The organism is Lichenicoccus sp. (assembly GCF_965276875.1).
In the GTDB taxonomy this organism is placed as follows: Bacteria; Pseudomonadota; Alphaproteobacteria; order Acetobacterales; family Acetobacteraceae; genus Lichenicoccus.
In genome coordinates this window covers 3,055,127-3,071,454 of the sequence record NZ_OZ255701.1, presented here as the reverse complement: position 1 = coordinate 3,071,454, position 16,328 = coordinate 3,055,127, and the positions used below count along the sequence as shown (strand labels likewise).

Genomic DNA, 16,328 nt, shown 5'->3' with positions numbered 1-16,328 from the left:
CGCGGCGGTGTACAAACTCCAAGCCTTGAAGCACGCCGGCGAGTCGGGAGAACGATGCATGCAGGTCACGCCGCTGTCGGAGCTGTCCTCCCGCCGCCAGGACGCCCCGCTTGTGCCATCGGCCACGCCGTCGCGTCGGGTCGGCACCATTCCGGTGACCGTCCGCCTGGACCTGCCGCGCTATGACCGCCTGAAGCAGCTGGTGCGACGGTTCTCCATCACCGGCCAGAGCCTGATCCAGGCGGCCCTAGACCGACGCATGACGATGCTGGAGCGGCAACGGAGCCTGCCTGTCGCTCCAGGACGACGGACCCTAGCCCAGCCTGTTCGCGGCGCCCCCGGTGCAGGGTGACGCACGGCCACGTGCCGTGCAGGAGCGGTTCGACTTCGTCCGGCCGGAGCCGACGGTCGCCCTGACGTACCGGGCCACGGTGCCGATGCACCGGTGGCTTCATCGACGCTCTGCCGAGACCGGCCGTAGCATTCAGGATATCCTCAACGATGCACTGAAAGCCGGCGGCGGACCAGGCTAAAGCGAATCCATTAGCTGGACGAGGCGATCGCGCCGGCCATGGCGATTAGGCGGTCTTCGAGATTGACGGTGCCGCGGCGCACGCGCGGGCGCGGGGCGGACTCGGCGGGTGCTACAACCGACTTCGGCAGACGGTCTATGCAGAGCGCTCTCTGGTCACCGCGCATCCTGCCGACGCGACCTGGATGGGGTCCCAGGACACGTCCTGGTCCAGGGTGACGGCGCCGTCGCGCGCCAGTTCGAGGCTTGCCACCAGCACCGCCGCGACCGACGCGCGGCAATGCACAACCGGCTCGGCGCCACGCTCGGCGACCTCGGGCAGGAACTCGCCCAGGGACGCGCCCGCGGGCAGCGCCGGTAGCAGCCGGGTGATCCGTGCGGCCGCGTCGCGGAAACTCCAGAACGGCAGCTGCCGCGGCTGGTAGCGTTCGCGCTGCGACGGCAGCCGCAGGGCCACCAGGCACGCACGCAGCAGGTCGGTGAGGTCCTCGCCATCCGTCGGCGCCACATCGGTCGTGCCCGTGGCGATCGCACTGGCGTCCGTTCGGCTATCCTCCGTGTCGTCTTCCTCGCGCGTGCCGATGCGCCCTCCGCCCCTAGCCGCGCTTCGCGCCGCCGTGCTCCCGCGCGCGAACACGTCGCGGCCGAGCTGCGGCTGCCGCTCGAGCCAGTCTGCCGCGGCCTGCATCTGCAGGCGGTGGATCCCCTGAAGACGCAGCGCCTCCACCCGCGCCAGGGCGGACCGGGCCTCGGGCGCATCGGCGGGGAGCACCAGCCGCGAGCGCAACTCGGCGAGCTGGGTTGCCATCACCAGCCAGTCGCCCCAGCGCCCGAGATCCGGCGCCGGCGCGCCCGGCGCGCGCGTCAGCCCAACCGCCATCGCCTCCACGAACGCCTTCACCAGCGCCAGGATCGACAGCCGCGCCAGATCGAGTTTCCGGGTGCGCGCCAGCTGCAGCAGCCAGTCGAGCGGCCCCTCGAAGCCGTCCACGACGAGCACCGGCGAGGTGGCATTCGGCAGACGGCGCAGTGGCGCGTCCCAGCTTTCCGGGTCCGACGTCGCCGCCGGCACGATAGCTGCGATGTCCGGCCCCAGCGCGGTCACGACAGGTCGTAGATCGGGCGCGCGTCGAAGCGCAGCGCCGGCCAGCGCGCGGCCGACGCCGCCAGCGCCCGCCACGGCGTCCAGTCGGCCGACCAGAAGCTGATCACCAGGGTCGCGCGGCCCGCCGGCAGCGGGCTGCGCAGCACCGGGGCGGGCTCCAGGACAACGTGGCGCAGGGCGGCCGTGGTGCACCAGTGCGCCCACAGCCAGGCGAGGGCGTCCGGATGGTCGGGGCCCAGCCGCAGGATTTCCGAAGGCACCGGAACCAGCGCGTGCAGATCGAAGGCGCAGGCCCGGCTGCGTCCCACGCGCGCCACCGCCGCGGCCTGCCGGGCGGCGCTGGCCTCGCAAAGCTGCCGCGCCAGCACCCGGGCGCCGGCGAGGCTCAAGCGGCAGCGCTGCGGCGCCGGGGGCGCCACCAGCAGGTGGAACAGATCCTCCTCCATCCGCGCGAGATCGAGCTGCCATGGGATGGTGCCGGCCCCGCGTGCGGCGGCCGCGAAGTCCGCCAGCTCAGGGTCCGGTCCGCTCACCTCCAGGCGGTGGTGCAGCCAATCGGTGTGCGGCAGGCGAAGCGGCGGATCCGCGACGGGGCCGACCGCCGCCTGCGCATCCCCGGTTTGGTCAACCGGCGGCGCGGACCCGGGCGCCGGGTGCGCGATGATGGCGGCGGCTTGTGCTGCCGTCGCGTCGCTGCGCGCTCCTGCCTTCCCCGCATCAACAGGATGTTCTACCGCCTCGGGCACCCTGCCCGCCTGGTCCGGGACGGCGCCACGCTGATCGCGCAACCAGTCGCCCAGCTTGTCGGCTGCCGCGTGCGCCGTCCGGGCGGTGCTGCGCGGGGACCGGGTGGACCCGGTCACGCCGCGGCTTTCCCGGTCCGGCGCGTTGTGCGGACCGGCACGGTGCGTCGGTTGAAGATCCGGCGCAGGGCATCGGCGCGCAGGCGGTCGTGCGCCACCGTGCCCCAGCGGTCCACCTTGCGGAACACCGGCCCGAACGCGGTGTCCGAGCCACGCAGCCAGTCGTCTAGCGCGCGCACCGGGCAGGCCAGCGGGAGCGCGCTGCGCGCGACAATCACCACCTCCGCTTCCCCGCCACCGATGCCGGGCAGCGCCAGCGCCAGATCCCGCCCGACGACGTTGACATGCTCGCGGTCGAGCGCCAGCAGGCGCTCGCCGCCGACGCCGGCGGCGCTGAGCAGCAGCAAAGCGCGGTCACGCAGGCCGGCCAGGTCGCCCGGGCAGCGCGCGGCCATCCGGGCCAGCTCGAGCGGGGTCGGCGGCGGCGGCCGGCGGGTCGGGCGCCGCGGCGCCGGCACGTCCCCGGGCCCACGCGTCGCCGCGGCCGCCGCGCGCCGCGCCATGCGCGCCGCCTGCAGCACATCGCGCACGGCGGCATCGGTTGCAGGAGAGGCGTGACCGGCGTGCCGGTGCCGCGCGGCGATCGCGGCGGCGCAGCGCGACAGGGCGCCGGGGCCCAGACTGGCCGAGAGGCTGGCGAGGTAGGTCGCAACCGACGCCGGCGCCGCCGGCAGGGCGGCGTGCCGTTCCAGCCGGCACCAGGTCGCGAACCCCGCCCAGTCCGCGGCGTAGAGGCGGCGGGTCTCGGCGGCGTAGCGCAGGCGACGCAGGGCCGGCGTCTGGCCCCGCCCCGGACCGGTCGCGGGGGAGGCCACCGCATCGACTGCATCGACCTGGCCCGCCGTCGGCTCCATCCCCTCCCCTCCCCCCAACTGGCCGCCGCTGCACGCGCCGGCCGCAACATGTTAGCGCGGCACCAGCTTTGCCCGACGGCCACAAACAAGGCAAGCCTCTGCTCAGGCTGGTAAGCGTGTTTCCGCCGCCTTCCGGACCGACCCCAATTCCGTCCGCTAAACATTCTTTACGGACGTCACGGGAAACCACCTCCAATGTCACGCGTCCGAGATCGCGAGAAAGCGGTGGCACAGGCCGTATGCAGGCCGGATAGGAGCCCTGGATGGCGCCAAACTCGACACTGGATCGCGATAATAGCCGCCCTGGATCGCAATTCGATCCGGCAACCTGACATAGCCAGGCGCTGCTTCCCCTGCCTGCCCGCGAGGTGGCTAAACGCGCTCCGAACCGCTTCAACGTCTCGGCCACCTCTGCAAACGGTCGTTTGCAGGGGTCTTGTTGAACTGTAAAATCGGGCTCCCAAAGAGGGGCAATCGCCGTGATGCAGGCAAAGAGCCGGAAACCCGCCGCCACCGGCCGCCTGGTCGGCTATGCGCGGGTCTCCACCGAGGAGCAGGGCACCGATCCACAGCGCGACGAGCTGCGGGCAGCCGGTTGCGCCGCAATCCTCGAGGAGCACGCCTCCGGCGCCGATCGTGGCCGGCCCGTGCTGGCGCGCCTGCTGCGCGAGATCCGCGCTGGCGAGACTCTGGTGGTGGTCCGGCTCGATCGCCTAGCGCGCTCGGTCAGCCACCTGCTGGCGGTGATCGAGCAGCTCGAGGCGAGTGGTGCGCATTTCCGCAGCCTGCACGATCCGATCGACACCACCACGCCGCAAGGGATGTTCTCGCTGCAGGTGCTGGGGGCCGTCGCCCAGCTCGAGCGGGCGCTGATCGCCGAGCGCACCAAGGCAGGCCTGCACGCCGCCCGCAGCCGCGGCCGCGTTGGCGGCAATCCCGGCCTTCGCGCCGGCGACCCTGAGACCATCCGCAAGGTCGCGGCCAGTCGCGACGCGGCGAACCTCGCGCGCGTCCTGGGGCAGCTGGACTCCTGGCTGCCCACCGTGCGGCGCATGCGTCCCGCCCAGCCGTGAGGCGACGTCGTGCGGGTGATCAATCGCGGCCAGGAGGCGACCTGGACGGTCGAGCGGCTGCGTCGAACGGTGCGGCGGCTGGTCGCGGAAGGCATCGTTGAGGCGAGCCTGCTCGACCGCGCGCGGCCGCAACCGGGCGATGACCGGTTGATCCGACTGGTCGCCGGCATCAAGGCGGCGGCGCCCGAGCGCACGCTCCAGCAGATCGCGTCCCAGCTCGAAGCCATGCGGGAGCGCACGCCGCGCGGTGGAACGCGCTGGCACCCCTCCTCGGTCAAGCACCTGCTGGTCCAGGCAGAGCGTCTCGGCTTGGCCGGGGCCAAATTCGCCCATGTTACGGCAGGTGTCTGGACCTGATCCAAGCCCCTTGCGGGAATGATCACGCGACACTTTCCATCTCGGCAATGGCTGCGCGAAGAGCGTCGCCTTTCGGGCATTCCCAGGCTGCGGCCCAGGATCTGAGCACTCTGCGCTGGCCAGCGGGAAGCCATATCACGGCCGATGACACGTCCAGGGATCTGATGGCGTCGGGTGCCCATCGGTGATCCGGCCGGCATCCCGCCTCGATGCTCCTGAGCATAACGGCGGCAATCGCGAGCACGCCGTAGGCGGCATAGTGCGTCAGAGCCGCCGGCGTGAGCGGTTCGTGGACCGGCGTAAACACCTGTCCGGGCCCCGGTTCAGGCAAATCGATCCGCGGCTCGCATTTTACTCTGGTTCCCAGGATCATGCAGAGCGTCAGATGGCGGACGCTCGCCGTCAAATCGTTGGCGGACTGCACAAACCCCCACGACCATTTCGGCGGGGATCCCGCCAGCGCTGCCTGCAGGTCGCTCTGCAGTTCTCCAAGCAGCCGGGTGAGCGAAGGTGTAATGCAAACCCCGAAAGCGCCCACGGCACCGTCATCCAGGCCGCTCTTCGGGCAGAGTGCCGGATCGATCACCCGGCCGCAGGCATCACAGGCCAACCTCAGAAGTCCCTTGGAGCCCTCGAAGTGACATCGTGCCTCCGCCATGCAGCGACGGCAGGTGTCGTCGAGCGGGATCTTGTGGTCGGGGCACAGCACGCAGCAGCCGAGCCGCCAGATCGCGCGCTCGTAAATCTCTCCATGCTGCGCGATGTCGGCGCGGATGCAGTCCCGACACCACGCCGGCCAAGTCCGATGCCAGCAGGAGGCGCTGCCATCGTCGCGGACGATGCGCAGGGCTTTGATCCTCCCTGCGGCGATCCTGGCGGCCGTCGCCAACGCGCCCTCCAACTCCGCGTCCATGCGGTGATCGAGCCGCTCGGTGCGATTTAAACCAATGGACCGGCGGCCAAGCATGTGACTGACGAGGCTGTCTGCCTGGATGTCATACCGCGCGGCGATCCGCCTGACCCAGGATGATACGGCCTCCCCAACGTATGGCCGAGGCGCCAGCGGCAGAGGCGCAGGCCTCACGCACGTGGCTCTGCCACGTCGGCACGCGGTCGGGTCTTTGTCTGGCGGCGGGGCGTGGCAACGCCGCGCCAGATCTCTGCATCCCCGAAGCTGCCCAGATCGATCTTTTCCCGTCCATCGCGGATCGCGGCAATCGCCGCACGCTCGAACGCCTTGCAAATCCCCAGGGTATAGCCACCAGTCCGCTCCACCAGAAGCCGCCGAAGCTTGAGCGAGTCGACCGGCGAGGGCTCGCGCAACGGCAAACTCCAGGTCAGCCGCGTGACGAAATCCCGCAGATCGTCGCCCAGCGACCAGGCAGGCAGCTCGATGTCGGTAAAGCGGCTGCGCAGCTGGCCGTCTGACAGCAGTGCGTGCCGTGCCTCCGGCACGCCGACGCCGACGAACGCCAGCCGCAGTTCGTTGGACAGAAAGCGCAGCAGCTGCAGGAACACGCGCTGCTGACGCGGCGTGCCAGCCAATAGGGAATTGAGCTCATCGATGACGACCACGCGCGTGCCAAGCTCGCGCAGCAGCCGTATCGCTGGCTCCTGCATTGGATAGCCGCGGGTGAAATGCCCGGCGGACGGCGCGTGCAGCGCCCCCAGCAGCTGGTCGAAGAACCGCGTCTCGGTGGGGTGGTGCGGCATCAGCATCACGACGACGGGCCGGCGCTGAACGCCGGCGACAGCATCGAACGCGACCGCGGTCTGCCGCTCGAACTTGCGGATCAGCATGGTTTTGCCCATCCCGCTCTCGCCGATCAGCAGGACGTTCTCCATCCGCTCTCGCGGCGGCTGCTCGAGCGCCTCGTGGAGATAGCCGAGGACGCGATCCGCCGCGGCGTGCTGCACCCATCGTTCGGCGCGGATGTGCGCGATCCGCGCCTCTGCGTCGAGCGCTGCGACCGGCCGGACATCCTGCGGCAGATGCTCGAACCCGGCCGCCGCCATCACCAGAACTCCACGCCGCTGGTTTCGCCTTCCCGGGGCATTGGCACCTTGGCCTCGGTATCCTGGGTCTGTGTGCCGGGACCATCCCGCTTCGGCGGCGGTGTGCGATCAGCGAGGTCGAGGCGCGCAACCGCTCGACGCGCGGCCTTGCTGCGGGATTGCGCCTCCAACAGCACACGGCGCTGCTCCGCGACGGCCGCGAAGATGGCATGCTCGTCTACGGTCCGCCGGCCCTCCGCGCGGATCATGCGCGTCGCCTCCCGGTGCTCCCACAGCGTAATGGGCGGCCGCCCCAGGTCGGCGTAAGGCACCCGGACGTGGTCGCCAGCCGGCAGCTCGACAAATACGGCGCTGAGATCCCGCGGGTCATATTTGACCCGCATCTTGCCGGGACCGTGGTCAACCAGATGCGCCAGCGCGCCATCCTGATAGATGACGCCGAACAGGCGAACGCCGTCGCGGCGGACGATCCGCTCCTCGAACGGCAGGAAGTCGTGCAGCAATGCGGCCGCGTCGGCGGGAACCCGCGGCGTCGCACCGGACGCGCCTTCCACCCAGGCCGAGGCAGGCGTCCGGCCAAGCGCGGAATGGATCTCGTTGTGGTAAGCGCCCAGGACCTCCAGGGCCAGGATGCGCTCAAACTCCCAAAACGAGAGCACCGCCCGGGCCTCGGAATCGTAGGCGCCCCGCGCCCCGACGTTGGACGAGGTGGAGCCCGGCAGGGCGTGAACGCGGCCCATCAGCGTTCCCATCAGCCGCTCGATATGCCCCCCGAACCGCGGCGTCGCCGGCGGGCGATACTCGATCCGGATGCCATGCTGCTGGCACCCGCGCTCGAACGCACGCGAGTGGAATTCACGGCCGTTATCGACGTGGATGATCGCCGGCAGGCCATGTGCCGCCCAGGCAAGTTCGATGCCGCGATCCGCAAGCCACTCCGTCTTCGGCAGCACCGCCTGCGCGACCGCCAGGGCAGCGGACGTGGCACTCGGGGCGTCGAGCGACAAATACAGGCCGAGCACCATGCGTGTATGCACATCCAAAACGAGCGTCAGCCAGGGCCGGCCGATGCAGGCCCGCGTCACGTCGTCGACCAGCATGATGTCGACCTTCGTGTGGTCGATCTGAACCACCTGCAACGGCCGCTCCGTACGTAGCCCGACTCTGACCTGGCGAAAGCGGTCACTGGCGGCAGCGGCACCCTCGCGCGCCCGCACACGGTCGCGCAGGCTGCGCGCCGACACACGCGCCCTGAGCGCCTTCAGCGACGGCGGCTGCATCCCGGCAGCGTGGCAGGTCCTTCTCACCTCGCCCCAGACCCTTTTCACGGTCGGCCGCTCCGGTCGCAGGTAGACCGCTTCGATGGCCGCCTCGATCTGCGTCTCCAGCGGCGCCGCCAGCAATCGAGCCCCTTTCGGCGGCCCAGGACGACGCGGCAGCAGCGAAGCGGTCACGGGGCGATCGCGGAAGGATCGCAGCAGCGCATAGACCCTCGGGACGCTGATACCCAGCGTCCGCGAAGCAGCTTCGACCCTATGCCGGCCAAGTCGCGGCAGGTCAGCCAGCGGCCGAATGGCCGCCTCACGGCGGACGGCCTCGGCCCAATCAGCGTCGGGGGCCGAGAACGCAGACCGCTCGCACACGCGCGCCTTCGCCATCCGAATTTCCCACCAAAGTTGGATCACGAACCTGGAGACATTTATCGGAATCCAGGAGACTTTCTCAATAACCCCCGCTCACGTAACATGCTGGTATGGAACAAAACATTGGATCGTGATCGAGGATGCGCGACATCCAAGCATTAGTCAACTTGACTAATCCGTGGGATCGACCATGCTGATCGTCTTAAGGGGGGCAACCATGCAGCAGGTCACCATCCACGCCGCGAAGACCCACCTGTCGCGGCTGATCGAGGCGGCCCTCAAGGGCGAGGAGATCATCATCGCCAAAGGCAGCAAGCCGGTGGTCCGGCTGGTGCCGGTGCCGCAGCGCCGCTTTGCGGTCGGACTGCTCGCCGGCCAGCTCGGCAGCGGTCCGGACTTCCTGGCGCCGATCAACCCTGCCGAGCTCGAGCTGTGGGAGGGCGGGCGTTCGTGACGGCGATCCTGCTCGATACCCATGCCTGGGCCTGGAGCCTGGCCGGGGACACGCGTCTCTCCGCGCCGGCCCTGGCCGCCATCGACGCGGCGGACACCGTGCTGGTCAGCCCGATCAGCTTCTTCGAGATCGCCCAGAAGGTCCGACTGGGGAAATGGCCCGAGATGGCGCCGTTCCTCGACCGGTTGCCGGGCCTGCTGGACGCGCAGGGTGGCGTGGTGGCGAACTTCGGGGCGGCCATCTGCCTGATGGCCGGAATGATGGACTGGAGCCATCGCGACCCGTTCGACCGGCTGCTTGCCGCGACCTCCAGGCACGACGCCATGCCACTCGTCTCCGCCGATGCGGTGTTCGACGGCGTCGTCACCAGGATCTGGTGACAGCTATTATGACCGGAAATAGACAAGCAGCCATGGACGATCCCGACGCCCTGGCGGCGGCGGCGGCCACCCCTACCCCGCCTGGCGACGCCGCGGAGCGAACCCGGCGACGATCGGCTGGCGCTGCGCACCGACGTGCTGGGCGAGCTGCTAGTCCCCGGCGGCGCCGGACGCAGCACCGAGCTGGAGGCGCTGGCCGCGCGCGCCGCCCTCTACGCCACCCGGGCCCGCGGCGACGGCACCCGCCGGGTCTACCGCTCCGCCTGGCGCGGCTACGCCGCCTGGTGCCACACACTCGGGCGCGAGCCGCTCAGCGGCGATCCCGACCTGCTGGCGATGTATGCCACCCGGCGCGCCGATGACGGCGTCGCCGTCAGCACACTGCGCGTCGACCTCGCCGCGATCCGCACCGCCCACCTGCTGGCCGGTGTTCCGCTCGATCTGCGCGACCCCAGGCTGGCGATGGTGGTCGAGGGCATCACCCGCAAGACGGGCACCCGCCCGACCCGCCAGGCCGCCCCCGCGGTGCCGGACGTACTGCGCCAGCTGCTGGCTTCCTGCCAGCCCGCCACGACTGCGCTCGGGGCGCGCGACCGGGCGATGCTACTGCTGGGTTTCGGGGCGGCGCTGCGCCGCTCCGAGCTGGTGGCGCTGCGGCTCGGCGACGTCGAGCGGGTGCCGGGCCGCGGCCTGCGGCTGCTGGTGCGCCGCTCGAAGACCGACCAGCATGGCCAGGGACAGGACATCGCCATCTGGGCCAATCCGGCAGAGCCGCGGCTCTGCCCGCTCACCGCCCTCGACTCCTGGCTCGCGCATCGCAACAAGGCCACTGACCTGGACGGTTGGGCGGCCGAGAGCGTGCGCGGCGAGTGGCCGCTGTTCTGCGCCGTCACCAAGGCCGGTCGGCCGACCGGGGTCGTGCTGTCCGACAAGGCGGTGGCACGCCTGGTCAAGGGATCGGCGGCACGGGCCGGGTTGGATCCGGAGCGCTACAGCGGCCACTCGCTGCGCGCGGGGCTCGCCACCGCCGCGGGGGACGCCGGCGCCGCCCTGCCCGACCTGATGCGCCAGACCCGGCACAAGAGCACCCAGGTGGCGCTCGCCTATCTCCGGCCGGCCGACCTCTGGCGCAACAACGTCACCGAGCGGGTCTTCGCGGCGAAGAAGCCGGACGCGGTCGGGTGAGCCGGCGGCTCACGGTCGTGGGTCCGGGCTCGGCAAGATCGAGACCGGGCAGAACGATCATGAAGCCGGCCACCTCGGTCTGCCGCAATGCGAGGCAGACTATCGCTCGCAGCGTCAGCGCCTCTGCAATGGCGAGCGCCGATTAGCGCCATCGGCCGCATCGTGTCGCACGTGGCTGAGCCGTCCAGGCCAGTTGTGTCTGGCAAGTCCTGCAAAATGGTTTGGGCGCGGCGGTCACGGTGGTGATCGCAATTGTTCCTTGATCGCGTGACGGCTCTGAGCGGGGGAGGATTGGCCGGGTCGAGGCTGGCGCTCTTGCGCCACCGCGAAGCGGCGCGGAGCGGCCTTGAGGCGGACAAGCCTCCCCCGCATCCTGGGTCATGCAGCCAAGGCTCGCAGGGTTTCTTTCTTGTGCTCCCGCAGGTGCTCCATGTTGAGATAACGTAACGCTTCAAGCCAACCCTCGTGCGTCTCGATGGCCAGCGCGCGTGAGAGGCGCAGGCAGCTGGCGGTGTTGGGGAAGATGCGCACCACCAGGGTGCGGCGCTTCAGCTCCTGGTTCAGCCGCTCCAACATGTTGGTCGACTTCATGTGCTTGTGATGGGCTCTGGGCAGCCGATAGTAGGTGAGCGTCTCTTCGACGTTCTCCTCCACCCAGGCCACCAGCTTGGAATACTTGCCCTGCCATTTGGTGACCCACTGGGCGATGTCGCGGCGGACCTCCTCGATGTCGCGCCGGTCATAAAACCAGCGCAGCTCCATCAGGCAGTCGTCGTCATGCTTGCGCGGCAGGTAATCCAACGCGTTGCGCAGAAAGTGCACGTAGCAGCGCTGCCAGGCCGCCTCGGGCAAGATTTCCCGGATCGCCGCCTTGAGGCCCGCGTGATCGTCGCTAACCACATACTCCACCCCGTGCAGGCCGCGCGTCCGCAGTCCAGCCATGAAGTCTCGCCAACTCGACCGGCTCTCGCGGTTGGCGACCTCCACGCCCAGCACCTGGCGCCGCCCCTCCCAATCCACGCCGATCGCAATCAGCACCGCCTGGCTGACAATCACGCCGCCTTCGCGCACCCGCTCGTAGCGGGCATCCACAATGAGGTAGGGATACGGCTCCTCCAGCCGCCGACCAAAGAACGCCGTCAGCTTCTCGTCCAGCCGCGACGTCGCCTCGCTGATCGTCGAGGCCGAGAAGCTGTGACCGCATAGCTCCTCGGTGATTGCCTTGACCTTCCGCGTCGAGACACCCTGCACATACATCTCCGCAAGCGCCCCGACCAAGGCCTTCTCCGACCGCTGATAGCGCTCGAACAGCTCCGTCGAAAAATGACCCGCCCGGTCCTGCGGAACCCGAAGCTCCAAAACGCCGACACGGGTGATCAGCTTGCGGTCGTAGTAGCCCGACCGATGGCCCACCCGCTCGGCCGTTCGCTCGCTCTTGCCAGCTCCCAGCGCCTCGGTCATCTCCGCCTCTAGCACCTCCTGCAATGCCGCCTGCAAAACCGCCCGAAAGCCGTTCTCGTCAGACAGCAGCAGCGCCTTCATATCCGCGCCCAATGGCGCTAAATTCAACTTGGTCATGGCATCGCCCTTCCACGGGGTTGGTGACTTCGAACATCACCACTTTGCCATGACCACCTCGCTACCGCGATTTTGCAGAACCTTCAGGACACTACCTGCAGAATCGGTCACCGGCTCGATGGTTATCCACGCATAATCTATCCCCAAAGCCGTGCAGAATCGGTCACACAGACCTATATGTTTGCCTATACTCTTTCCTATAGGATGGGGTGTTGTGTCGTATTTATCCACATCACTAAACCTGAACACCCAGACCTAAAGGTTGGTCAAAGACTGCTGAGAGGCAAGACACAGGTTGGAACGGCTAGACTCCTGTCCGACAATCAATCGCCCACGTAAGCAGTCATCGATGACACCCAACAGGTGGTGATCAACTCAGCACACGAAGTACTCCCGAACACCGCCGGGCTGAAAGCATCTACTCGAGGTGACAGATTCAGCACACGATGCGACACTGCCCGCCGCGATCAAACGACACTGCCGTTACAGACGCGACAGGCCACAGCTCACCTACGCTCAAGCTCCCTCGCTTCCCCCAAGGGAATGCATCGAGGTGCGACCTCACACCAGCCTCCCACCGAGACCTTGACCACACCCACTGACGCCCCAGAAGGCCGGGAGAGCACTTGACCTGCCCGACTTCTTCGGACCACGGTTAAGTGGAAAGACTGGCCCTCTGCTGCTGCCCTTGCCCCAGCCGGGGCGGTGATAGGACGGGCCGGGACGCGGAGGCCCCACATACCGCAGCGTCCCGGCCCGTCCTAACACGGGGCGCTGTCGTCGCCAGACCGGCCACAAATGCGGCCGGAGTTCGATAGCCAAGGCTCGAATGCGGTCGCACCTCGTTGTAGTGCCGGCGCCAGCTTTCGATCAAAACCCGAGCCTCGGCCCGCGAGCGGAACCACTCCATGTTCAGGCATTCGTCGCGGAACTTGCCATTGAAGCTCTCGCAGACGCCATTCTGCCACGGCTTGCCCGGATCGATCAGCGCTGTTCCGATCTTCTGCTTGCTGATCCACTTCATCAGCGCCTTCGAGACGAACTCCGGGCCGTTGTCCGACCTCAGAAACCGAGGTGCACCGCGCTCGCTCACCAGCCGCGACAACACCTCGATCACACGCGTCGACCGTAGCCGGGCGTCGACCGTGATCGCCAACGCTTCCTTGGTGAACTCGTCGGTCACCGTCAGACACTTGAGCTGCTGGCCGCTCGCGCAGCGATCGAACACGAAATCATACGACCACACCTCGTTCGCCGAACCAGGTGCCAGCGGCCGGGGTCGCGACGACGCAATCCGCTTGCCAGGCCCCTTGCGCGGCACCTGCAACCTGGCTGATCGCCACAGACGATGCGCGCGGCTGGCGCTCATCACCTCGCCCTCGCGGGCCAGGAACACGCGGATCCGGCGATAGCCATAGCGTGGATAGGTCGCCGATAGCGCCTTCATCTGCTTCACCACCCCCTCGTCCTTCACCGCCATGCGGCTCGTGTAGTCCAGCGCTGACCGCGCCACCGAGAACAGCGTGCAAGCCTGCCGCAGCGAGAGACCCCGCTCACGGCCATACGCCACCTGCCGGCGTCGAGCCTGCACGCTCACCAGTTTTTTTCCGCAACTTCCTTCATCACCTCGATCTCGAGATCGCGCTCGGCCACCAGCTTCTTCAGCCGGCCGTTCTCGACCTCGAGCTGGCGAAGGCGCCGGACACCCTCCGACTTCAGGTCTCCAAAACGCTTGCGCCAAGTGTAGATCGTCTGCTCGCTGACACCATGCCGCTTCGCGACATCCGACACCGCCTCCCGGTCCGACTCGCGGACAATCCCCACGACCTGCTCATCCGTAAATCTCGACTTGCGCATTGCCCCCTCCATCGAGGGGCCAGTCTGTCACATAATCCGTGGTCCGAAATTCCGGGAGCAGGCCATTGGGGGATGGGCTTAGATCGTAGGCGTCGCGCCACCAGTCGGCACCCCGTGTCGAAAGCCTGCCCATGTCATGGTCGCCCACGACGATCAGGGTTGGTGCCGTCATGGTGGAAAAATCAGGGTACATGAACGGGAAGGTGCGAGCTGCATGTTCGGTCAGGTCATTGCCGCTGCCAGGTGCCGCGAGCAGCACGCCCGCCTTGATGCGAGCATCCTGCCTGTCGACAACCGATCCGTCGTCAGGATCTGGATGGGTGACACCGAGCAAAGTGCCAGCGGTCTGCCCACCCCAGGAATGACCAGCAACCGCGATGCGGGAGCGGTCGAGCCGTCCCTGGATCATCGGTGCCTCGCTCTCGATGCGATCTAGTCCGTCGAGAACGGCCGCTAGGTCTTCCTCCCGGAAGCGCCAGAGATGCGGGCGGCGAGGATCGTCGGGCGCGAGGCCGAGCGTTCGCGAGTCCAGATGCGTCGGTTGGATCACCACAAAGCCATGCGCCGCCCAATGATCAGCGAGGGGGCCGTATGCATGAAGCGACTGACCGTTGCCGTGCGAAAAGATGATCACGGGCAGCGCGTTGCCCATGATCGGTGCGGACACTCGAACGCTCAGGTCAGTGCCCCTACCCGGTGATGGCAAGACAATGGGAGCGATGGAGACGACAGCGGATGGGCCAGCCTCCACGAGCAAAATGGACATGAGACGGCGTACCTCCGAACTAGCAAGCGGATCGATGTTCCGCTATGCTGTAATACGGGTCAACGATCCGCTTATCAAGGAGGAATGCGAGAAATGGTGTTGGCCAAATCTCGGAATACGGTCGAGGTAGGGTCGTTGACCGTGGGTGATGCCAAGACACCCGCGCCGCGAATGCGCGCCGATGCTCGAAGGAACGAGGAAGCAGTTTTAGAAGCCGCCAAGATTGTGTTCGCTCGCTCGGGTGTCGATGCGCCCATCCGGGAGATCGCGACACAAGCAGGCGTCGGGCTGGGGACCCTGTACCGCCGGTTTCCTACTCGTGCCGATTTGGTGGCAGCGGTGTTCCGTCGCGAAGTCGATGCGTGTGCCAACGTGGCGGAGTCGCTTGCAGCAGAACACGGGCCCGCAGACGCGCTGGCTGGTTGGTTGATGCGATATACGCGCTTCCTTGGGACCAAGCAGGGGCTGGCGGCTGCGCTTCATTCTGGCGATCCGGCATTCGCTACCTTGCCCGACTATTTCCGGAGCCGGTTCGAGCCCGCCTTGTCGGTGCTGCTAGATGCTGCCGCTCGTAGTGGAGAGACCCGTGCCGATGTTGCACCTTATGACCTGCTGCGCGCGATCGGGAACCTTGCCGTGGCTTCGGGGAATGATGGGGCGGCACACACCGAACGGATGGTCATGCTGCTGCTCGATGGCCTGCGCCACGGTGCGAAGATGCCGGGTGAGGCAGGGTAACTACGAGAACACGTATGAAACTGGATCCTCGATTTTTTCGAGACGTGACATTTATCTCTGACAGCGCGTGCCAATTAGCGCTGACATCTACAGCGTCCTTCGAGACCATTGCGGTCGTAAACTCACCGGCAGGCCGATCGCCCATACCAGATGCGGCCCGCAGGTCGGCAAGCCAGGTTTCGCTGAACAGCTTGGTGTGTTGCCGGCGGCCGAAACGCGGCTTTCCAGCTCCAACCGCTCCTTCTGTCTTTAATCGGACGGTGGCAGTGTGACTGGAGATCCATGGCGGACCTGGGGAGCGCGCTGGATGGTCGACTTGTCTCTGCACCTGCCGTTTGTGTTGGCAAGCGTTGTGCTGATGCTGATACCGGGCCCGAACGTGGCGCTGATCGTTGCAAACAGCGTCGGATTTGGTACGCACCATGGCCTGCTGACGGTTGTGGGAACAGCATCGGCGATGGCCGTGCAGCTCGTCGCGGTTTGGCTCGGCCTTGCCAGCCTGCTTGATGCATTGGGTCATACCTTTGGTTGGGTGCGTTGGATCGGGGCCGTCTATCTGGTGACCCTCGGACTCCGCCAGTGGCGCGCGCCGGTGGTTGACCTTGTCACGACCGCTCCGCTTGCCCGCTCACTGCGCCAGGTTTGGCTACGAGCTTTCCTGGTCTCACTGACGAACCCGAAGACGCTGCTGTTCTACGGCGCATTCTTCCCGCAATTCGTATCGTCCCGTGCCGATGCGGGTGCGCAGGCGGCGACGCTTTGCGTCGTTTTCCTGGTGGTCGCCGTGTTGGTCGATTGCGGCTGGGCGCTGGCAGCGGGCCGGGCGAGAGCAATGCTCGGACGACACCATCGGTGGCGCAATCGCGCTTCGGCAGCCGTGCTGATCGGAGCCGGCGCTGGTCTTGGCCTCACGCGGGCACCGTAATG

At 67.8% G+C, this 16,328-nt stretch carries 16 protein-coding genes and 1 pseudogene; 8 read left to right on the top strand and 9 right to left on the bottom strand.

What is annotated here, in order from left to right; translation table 11 throughout:
- The first annotated feature begins 58 nt into the window (after positions 1 to 58).
- The gene (locus ACQY4K_RS14915) at positions 59 to 352 is read left to right on the top strand and encodes a hypothetical protein (RefSeq protein WP_428390979.1); all 294 of its coding nucleotides are present in this window, start codon (positions 59 to 61) and stop codon (positions 350 to 352) included.
- Between the two features lie 316 nt (positions 353 to 668).
- Here the strand turns inward: ACQY4K_RS14915 and ACQY4K_RS14910 are convergent, their stop codons facing one another.
- Genes ACQY4K_RS14910 through ACQY4K_RS14900 form a run of 3 tightly spaced genes read right to left on the bottom strand, consistent with a single transcriptional unit; the run spans position 669 to position 3,354 of the window.
- Positions 669 to 1,637 (bottom strand): segregation and condensation protein A, encoded by a 969-nt coding sequence (locus ACQY4K_RS14910; RefSeq protein ID WP_428390978.1) that lies wholly within the window; start codon positions 1,635 to 1,637, stop codon positions 669 to 671.
- Positions 1,634 to 2,500: a hypothetical protein gene (locus ACQY4K_RS14905; RefSeq protein WP_428390977.1), complete on the bottom strand. Its 867-nt coding sequence runs from the start codon at positions 2,498 to 2,500 to the stop codon at positions 1,634 to 1,636. The genes ACQY4K_RS14910 and ACQY4K_RS14905 overlap by 4 nt, the downstream gene beginning before the upstream one ends.
- Positions 2,497 to 3,354, bottom strand: coding sequence for a hypothetical protein (locus ACQY4K_RS14900; protein WP_428390976.1), 858 nt, complete (start codon positions 3,352 to 3,354; stop codon positions 2,497 to 2,499). Before ACQY4K_RS14900 ends, ACQY4K_RS14905 begins: the two co-directional genes overlap by 4 nt.
- Before the next feature lie 482 nt (positions 3,355 to 3,836).
- On the opposite strand from ACQY4K_RS14900, the gene ACQY4K_RS14895 reads away from it, so the two are divergent.
- Together ACQY4K_RS14895 and ACQY4K_RS14890 are read left to right on the top strand one after the other, a co-directional pair.
- Positions 3,837 to 4,427, top strand: a complete 591-nt coding sequence (locus ACQY4K_RS14895) for a recombinase family protein (RefSeq protein ID WP_428396148.1) — start codon at positions 3,837 to 3,839, stop codon at positions 4,425 to 4,427.
- Between the two features lie 9 nt (positions 4,428 to 4,436).
- Positions 4,437 to 4,784 (top strand): hypothetical protein, encoded by a 348-nt coding sequence (locus tag ACQY4K_RS14890; protein WP_428390975.1) that lies wholly within the window; start codon positions 4,437 to 4,439, stop codon positions 4,782 to 4,784.
- A 22-nt stretch (positions 4,785 to 4,806) separates the two neighbouring features.
- Here the strand turns inward: ACQY4K_RS14890 and ACQY4K_RS14885 are convergent, their stop codons facing one another.
- The 3 genes from ACQY4K_RS14885 to ACQY4K_RS14875 are packed head-to-tail and all read right to left on the bottom strand — an operon-like array spanning position 4,807 to position 8,458.
- Complete coding sequence (locus ACQY4K_RS14885) at positions 4,807 to 5,868, bottom strand: TniQ family protein (RefSeq protein WP_428390974.1); 1,062 nt, start codon at positions 5,866 to 5,868, stop codon at positions 4,807 to 4,809.
- Positions 5,865 to 6,800 carry a TniB family NTP-binding protein gene (locus tag ACQY4K_RS14880; RefSeq protein ID WP_428390973.1) on the bottom strand — a complete coding sequence of 312 codons (936 nt, stop codon included), beginning with the start codon at positions 6,798 to 6,800 and terminating at the stop codon, positions 5,865 to 5,867. The genes ACQY4K_RS14885 and ACQY4K_RS14880 overlap by 4 nt, the downstream gene beginning before the upstream one ends.
- Entirely contained in the window at positions 6,800 to 8,458 is a 1,659-nt protein-coding gene (locus ACQY4K_RS14875; protein ID WP_428390972.1) for a Mu transposase C-terminal domain-containing protein, read from the bottom strand. The genes ACQY4K_RS14880 and ACQY4K_RS14875 overlap by 1 nt, the downstream gene beginning before the upstream one ends.
- Positions 8,459 to 8,660: 202 nt before the next feature.
- Between ACQY4K_RS14875 and ACQY4K_RS14870 the strand changes: the two genes are divergently transcribed.
- The 3 genes from ACQY4K_RS14870 to ACQY4K_RS14860 all read left to right on the top strand — a co-directional run bounded on the left by ACQY4K_RS14870 (position 8,661) and on the right by ACQY4K_RS14860 (position 10,462).
- The gene (locus tag ACQY4K_RS14870) at positions 8,661 to 8,897 is read left to right on the top strand and encodes a type II toxin-antitoxin system Phd/YefM family antitoxin (protein WP_428396146.1); all 237 of its coding nucleotides are present in this window, start codon (positions 8,661 to 8,663) and stop codon (positions 8,895 to 8,897) included.
- The gene (locus tag ACQY4K_RS14865; RefSeq protein WP_428390971.1) at positions 8,894 to 9,277 is read left to right on the top strand and encodes a type II toxin-antitoxin system VapC family toxin; all 384 of its coding nucleotides are present in this window, start codon (positions 8,894 to 8,896) and stop codon (positions 9,275 to 9,277) included. Before ACQY4K_RS14870 ends, ACQY4K_RS14865 begins: the two co-directional genes overlap by 4 nt.
- A 135-nt stretch (positions 9,278 to 9,412) precedes the next feature.
- Complete coding sequence (locus tag ACQY4K_RS14860) at positions 9,413 to 10,462, top strand: site-specific integrase (protein WP_428390970.1); 1,050 nt, start codon at positions 9,413 to 9,415, stop codon at positions 10,460 to 10,462.
- 378 nt (positions 10,463 to 10,840) lie between these two features.
- Here the strand turns inward: ACQY4K_RS14860 and ACQY4K_RS14855 are convergent, their stop codons facing one another.
- The 3 genes and pseudogenes from ACQY4K_RS14855 to ACQY4K_RS14845 form a co-directional block, all read right to left on the bottom strand.
- Positions 10,841 to 12,040: an IS256 family transposase gene (locus ACQY4K_RS14855; protein ID WP_428390406.1), complete on the bottom strand. Its 1,200-nt coding sequence runs from the start codon at positions 12,038 to 12,040 to the stop codon at positions 10,841 to 10,843.
- 796 nt (positions 12,041 to 12,836) lie between these two features.
- A pseudogene (locus ACQY4K_RS14850) lies at positions 12,837 to 13,897 on the bottom strand (IS3 family transposase); the annotation flags it as partial.
- Positions 13,872 to 14,564: an alpha/beta hydrolase family protein gene (locus ACQY4K_RS14845; RefSeq protein ID WP_428390969.1), complete on the bottom strand. Its 693-nt coding sequence runs from the start codon at positions 14,562 to 14,564 to the stop codon at positions 13,872 to 13,874. The pseudogene ACQY4K_RS14850 and the gene ACQY4K_RS14845, both read right to left, overlap by 26 nt.
- Positions 14,565 to 14,756: 192 nt before the next feature.
- Here ACQY4K_RS14845 and ACQY4K_RS14840 point away from each other — a divergent pair, with 192 nt between their 5' ends.
- Together ACQY4K_RS14840 and ACQY4K_RS14835 are read left to right on the top strand one after the other, a co-directional pair.
- Positions 14,757 to 15,401, top strand: a complete 645-nt coding sequence (locus ACQY4K_RS14840; RefSeq protein ID WP_428390968.1) for a TetR/AcrR family transcriptional regulator — start codon at positions 14,757 to 14,759, stop codon at positions 15,399 to 15,401.
- Between the two features lie 316 nt (positions 15,402 to 15,717).
- The gene (locus ACQY4K_RS14835) at positions 15,718 to 16,326 is read left to right on the top strand and encodes a LysE family translocator (protein WP_428390967.1); all 609 of its coding nucleotides are present in this window, start codon (positions 15,718 to 15,720) and stop codon (positions 16,324 to 16,326) included.
- Positions 16,327 to 16,328 lie beyond the last annotated feature (2 nt).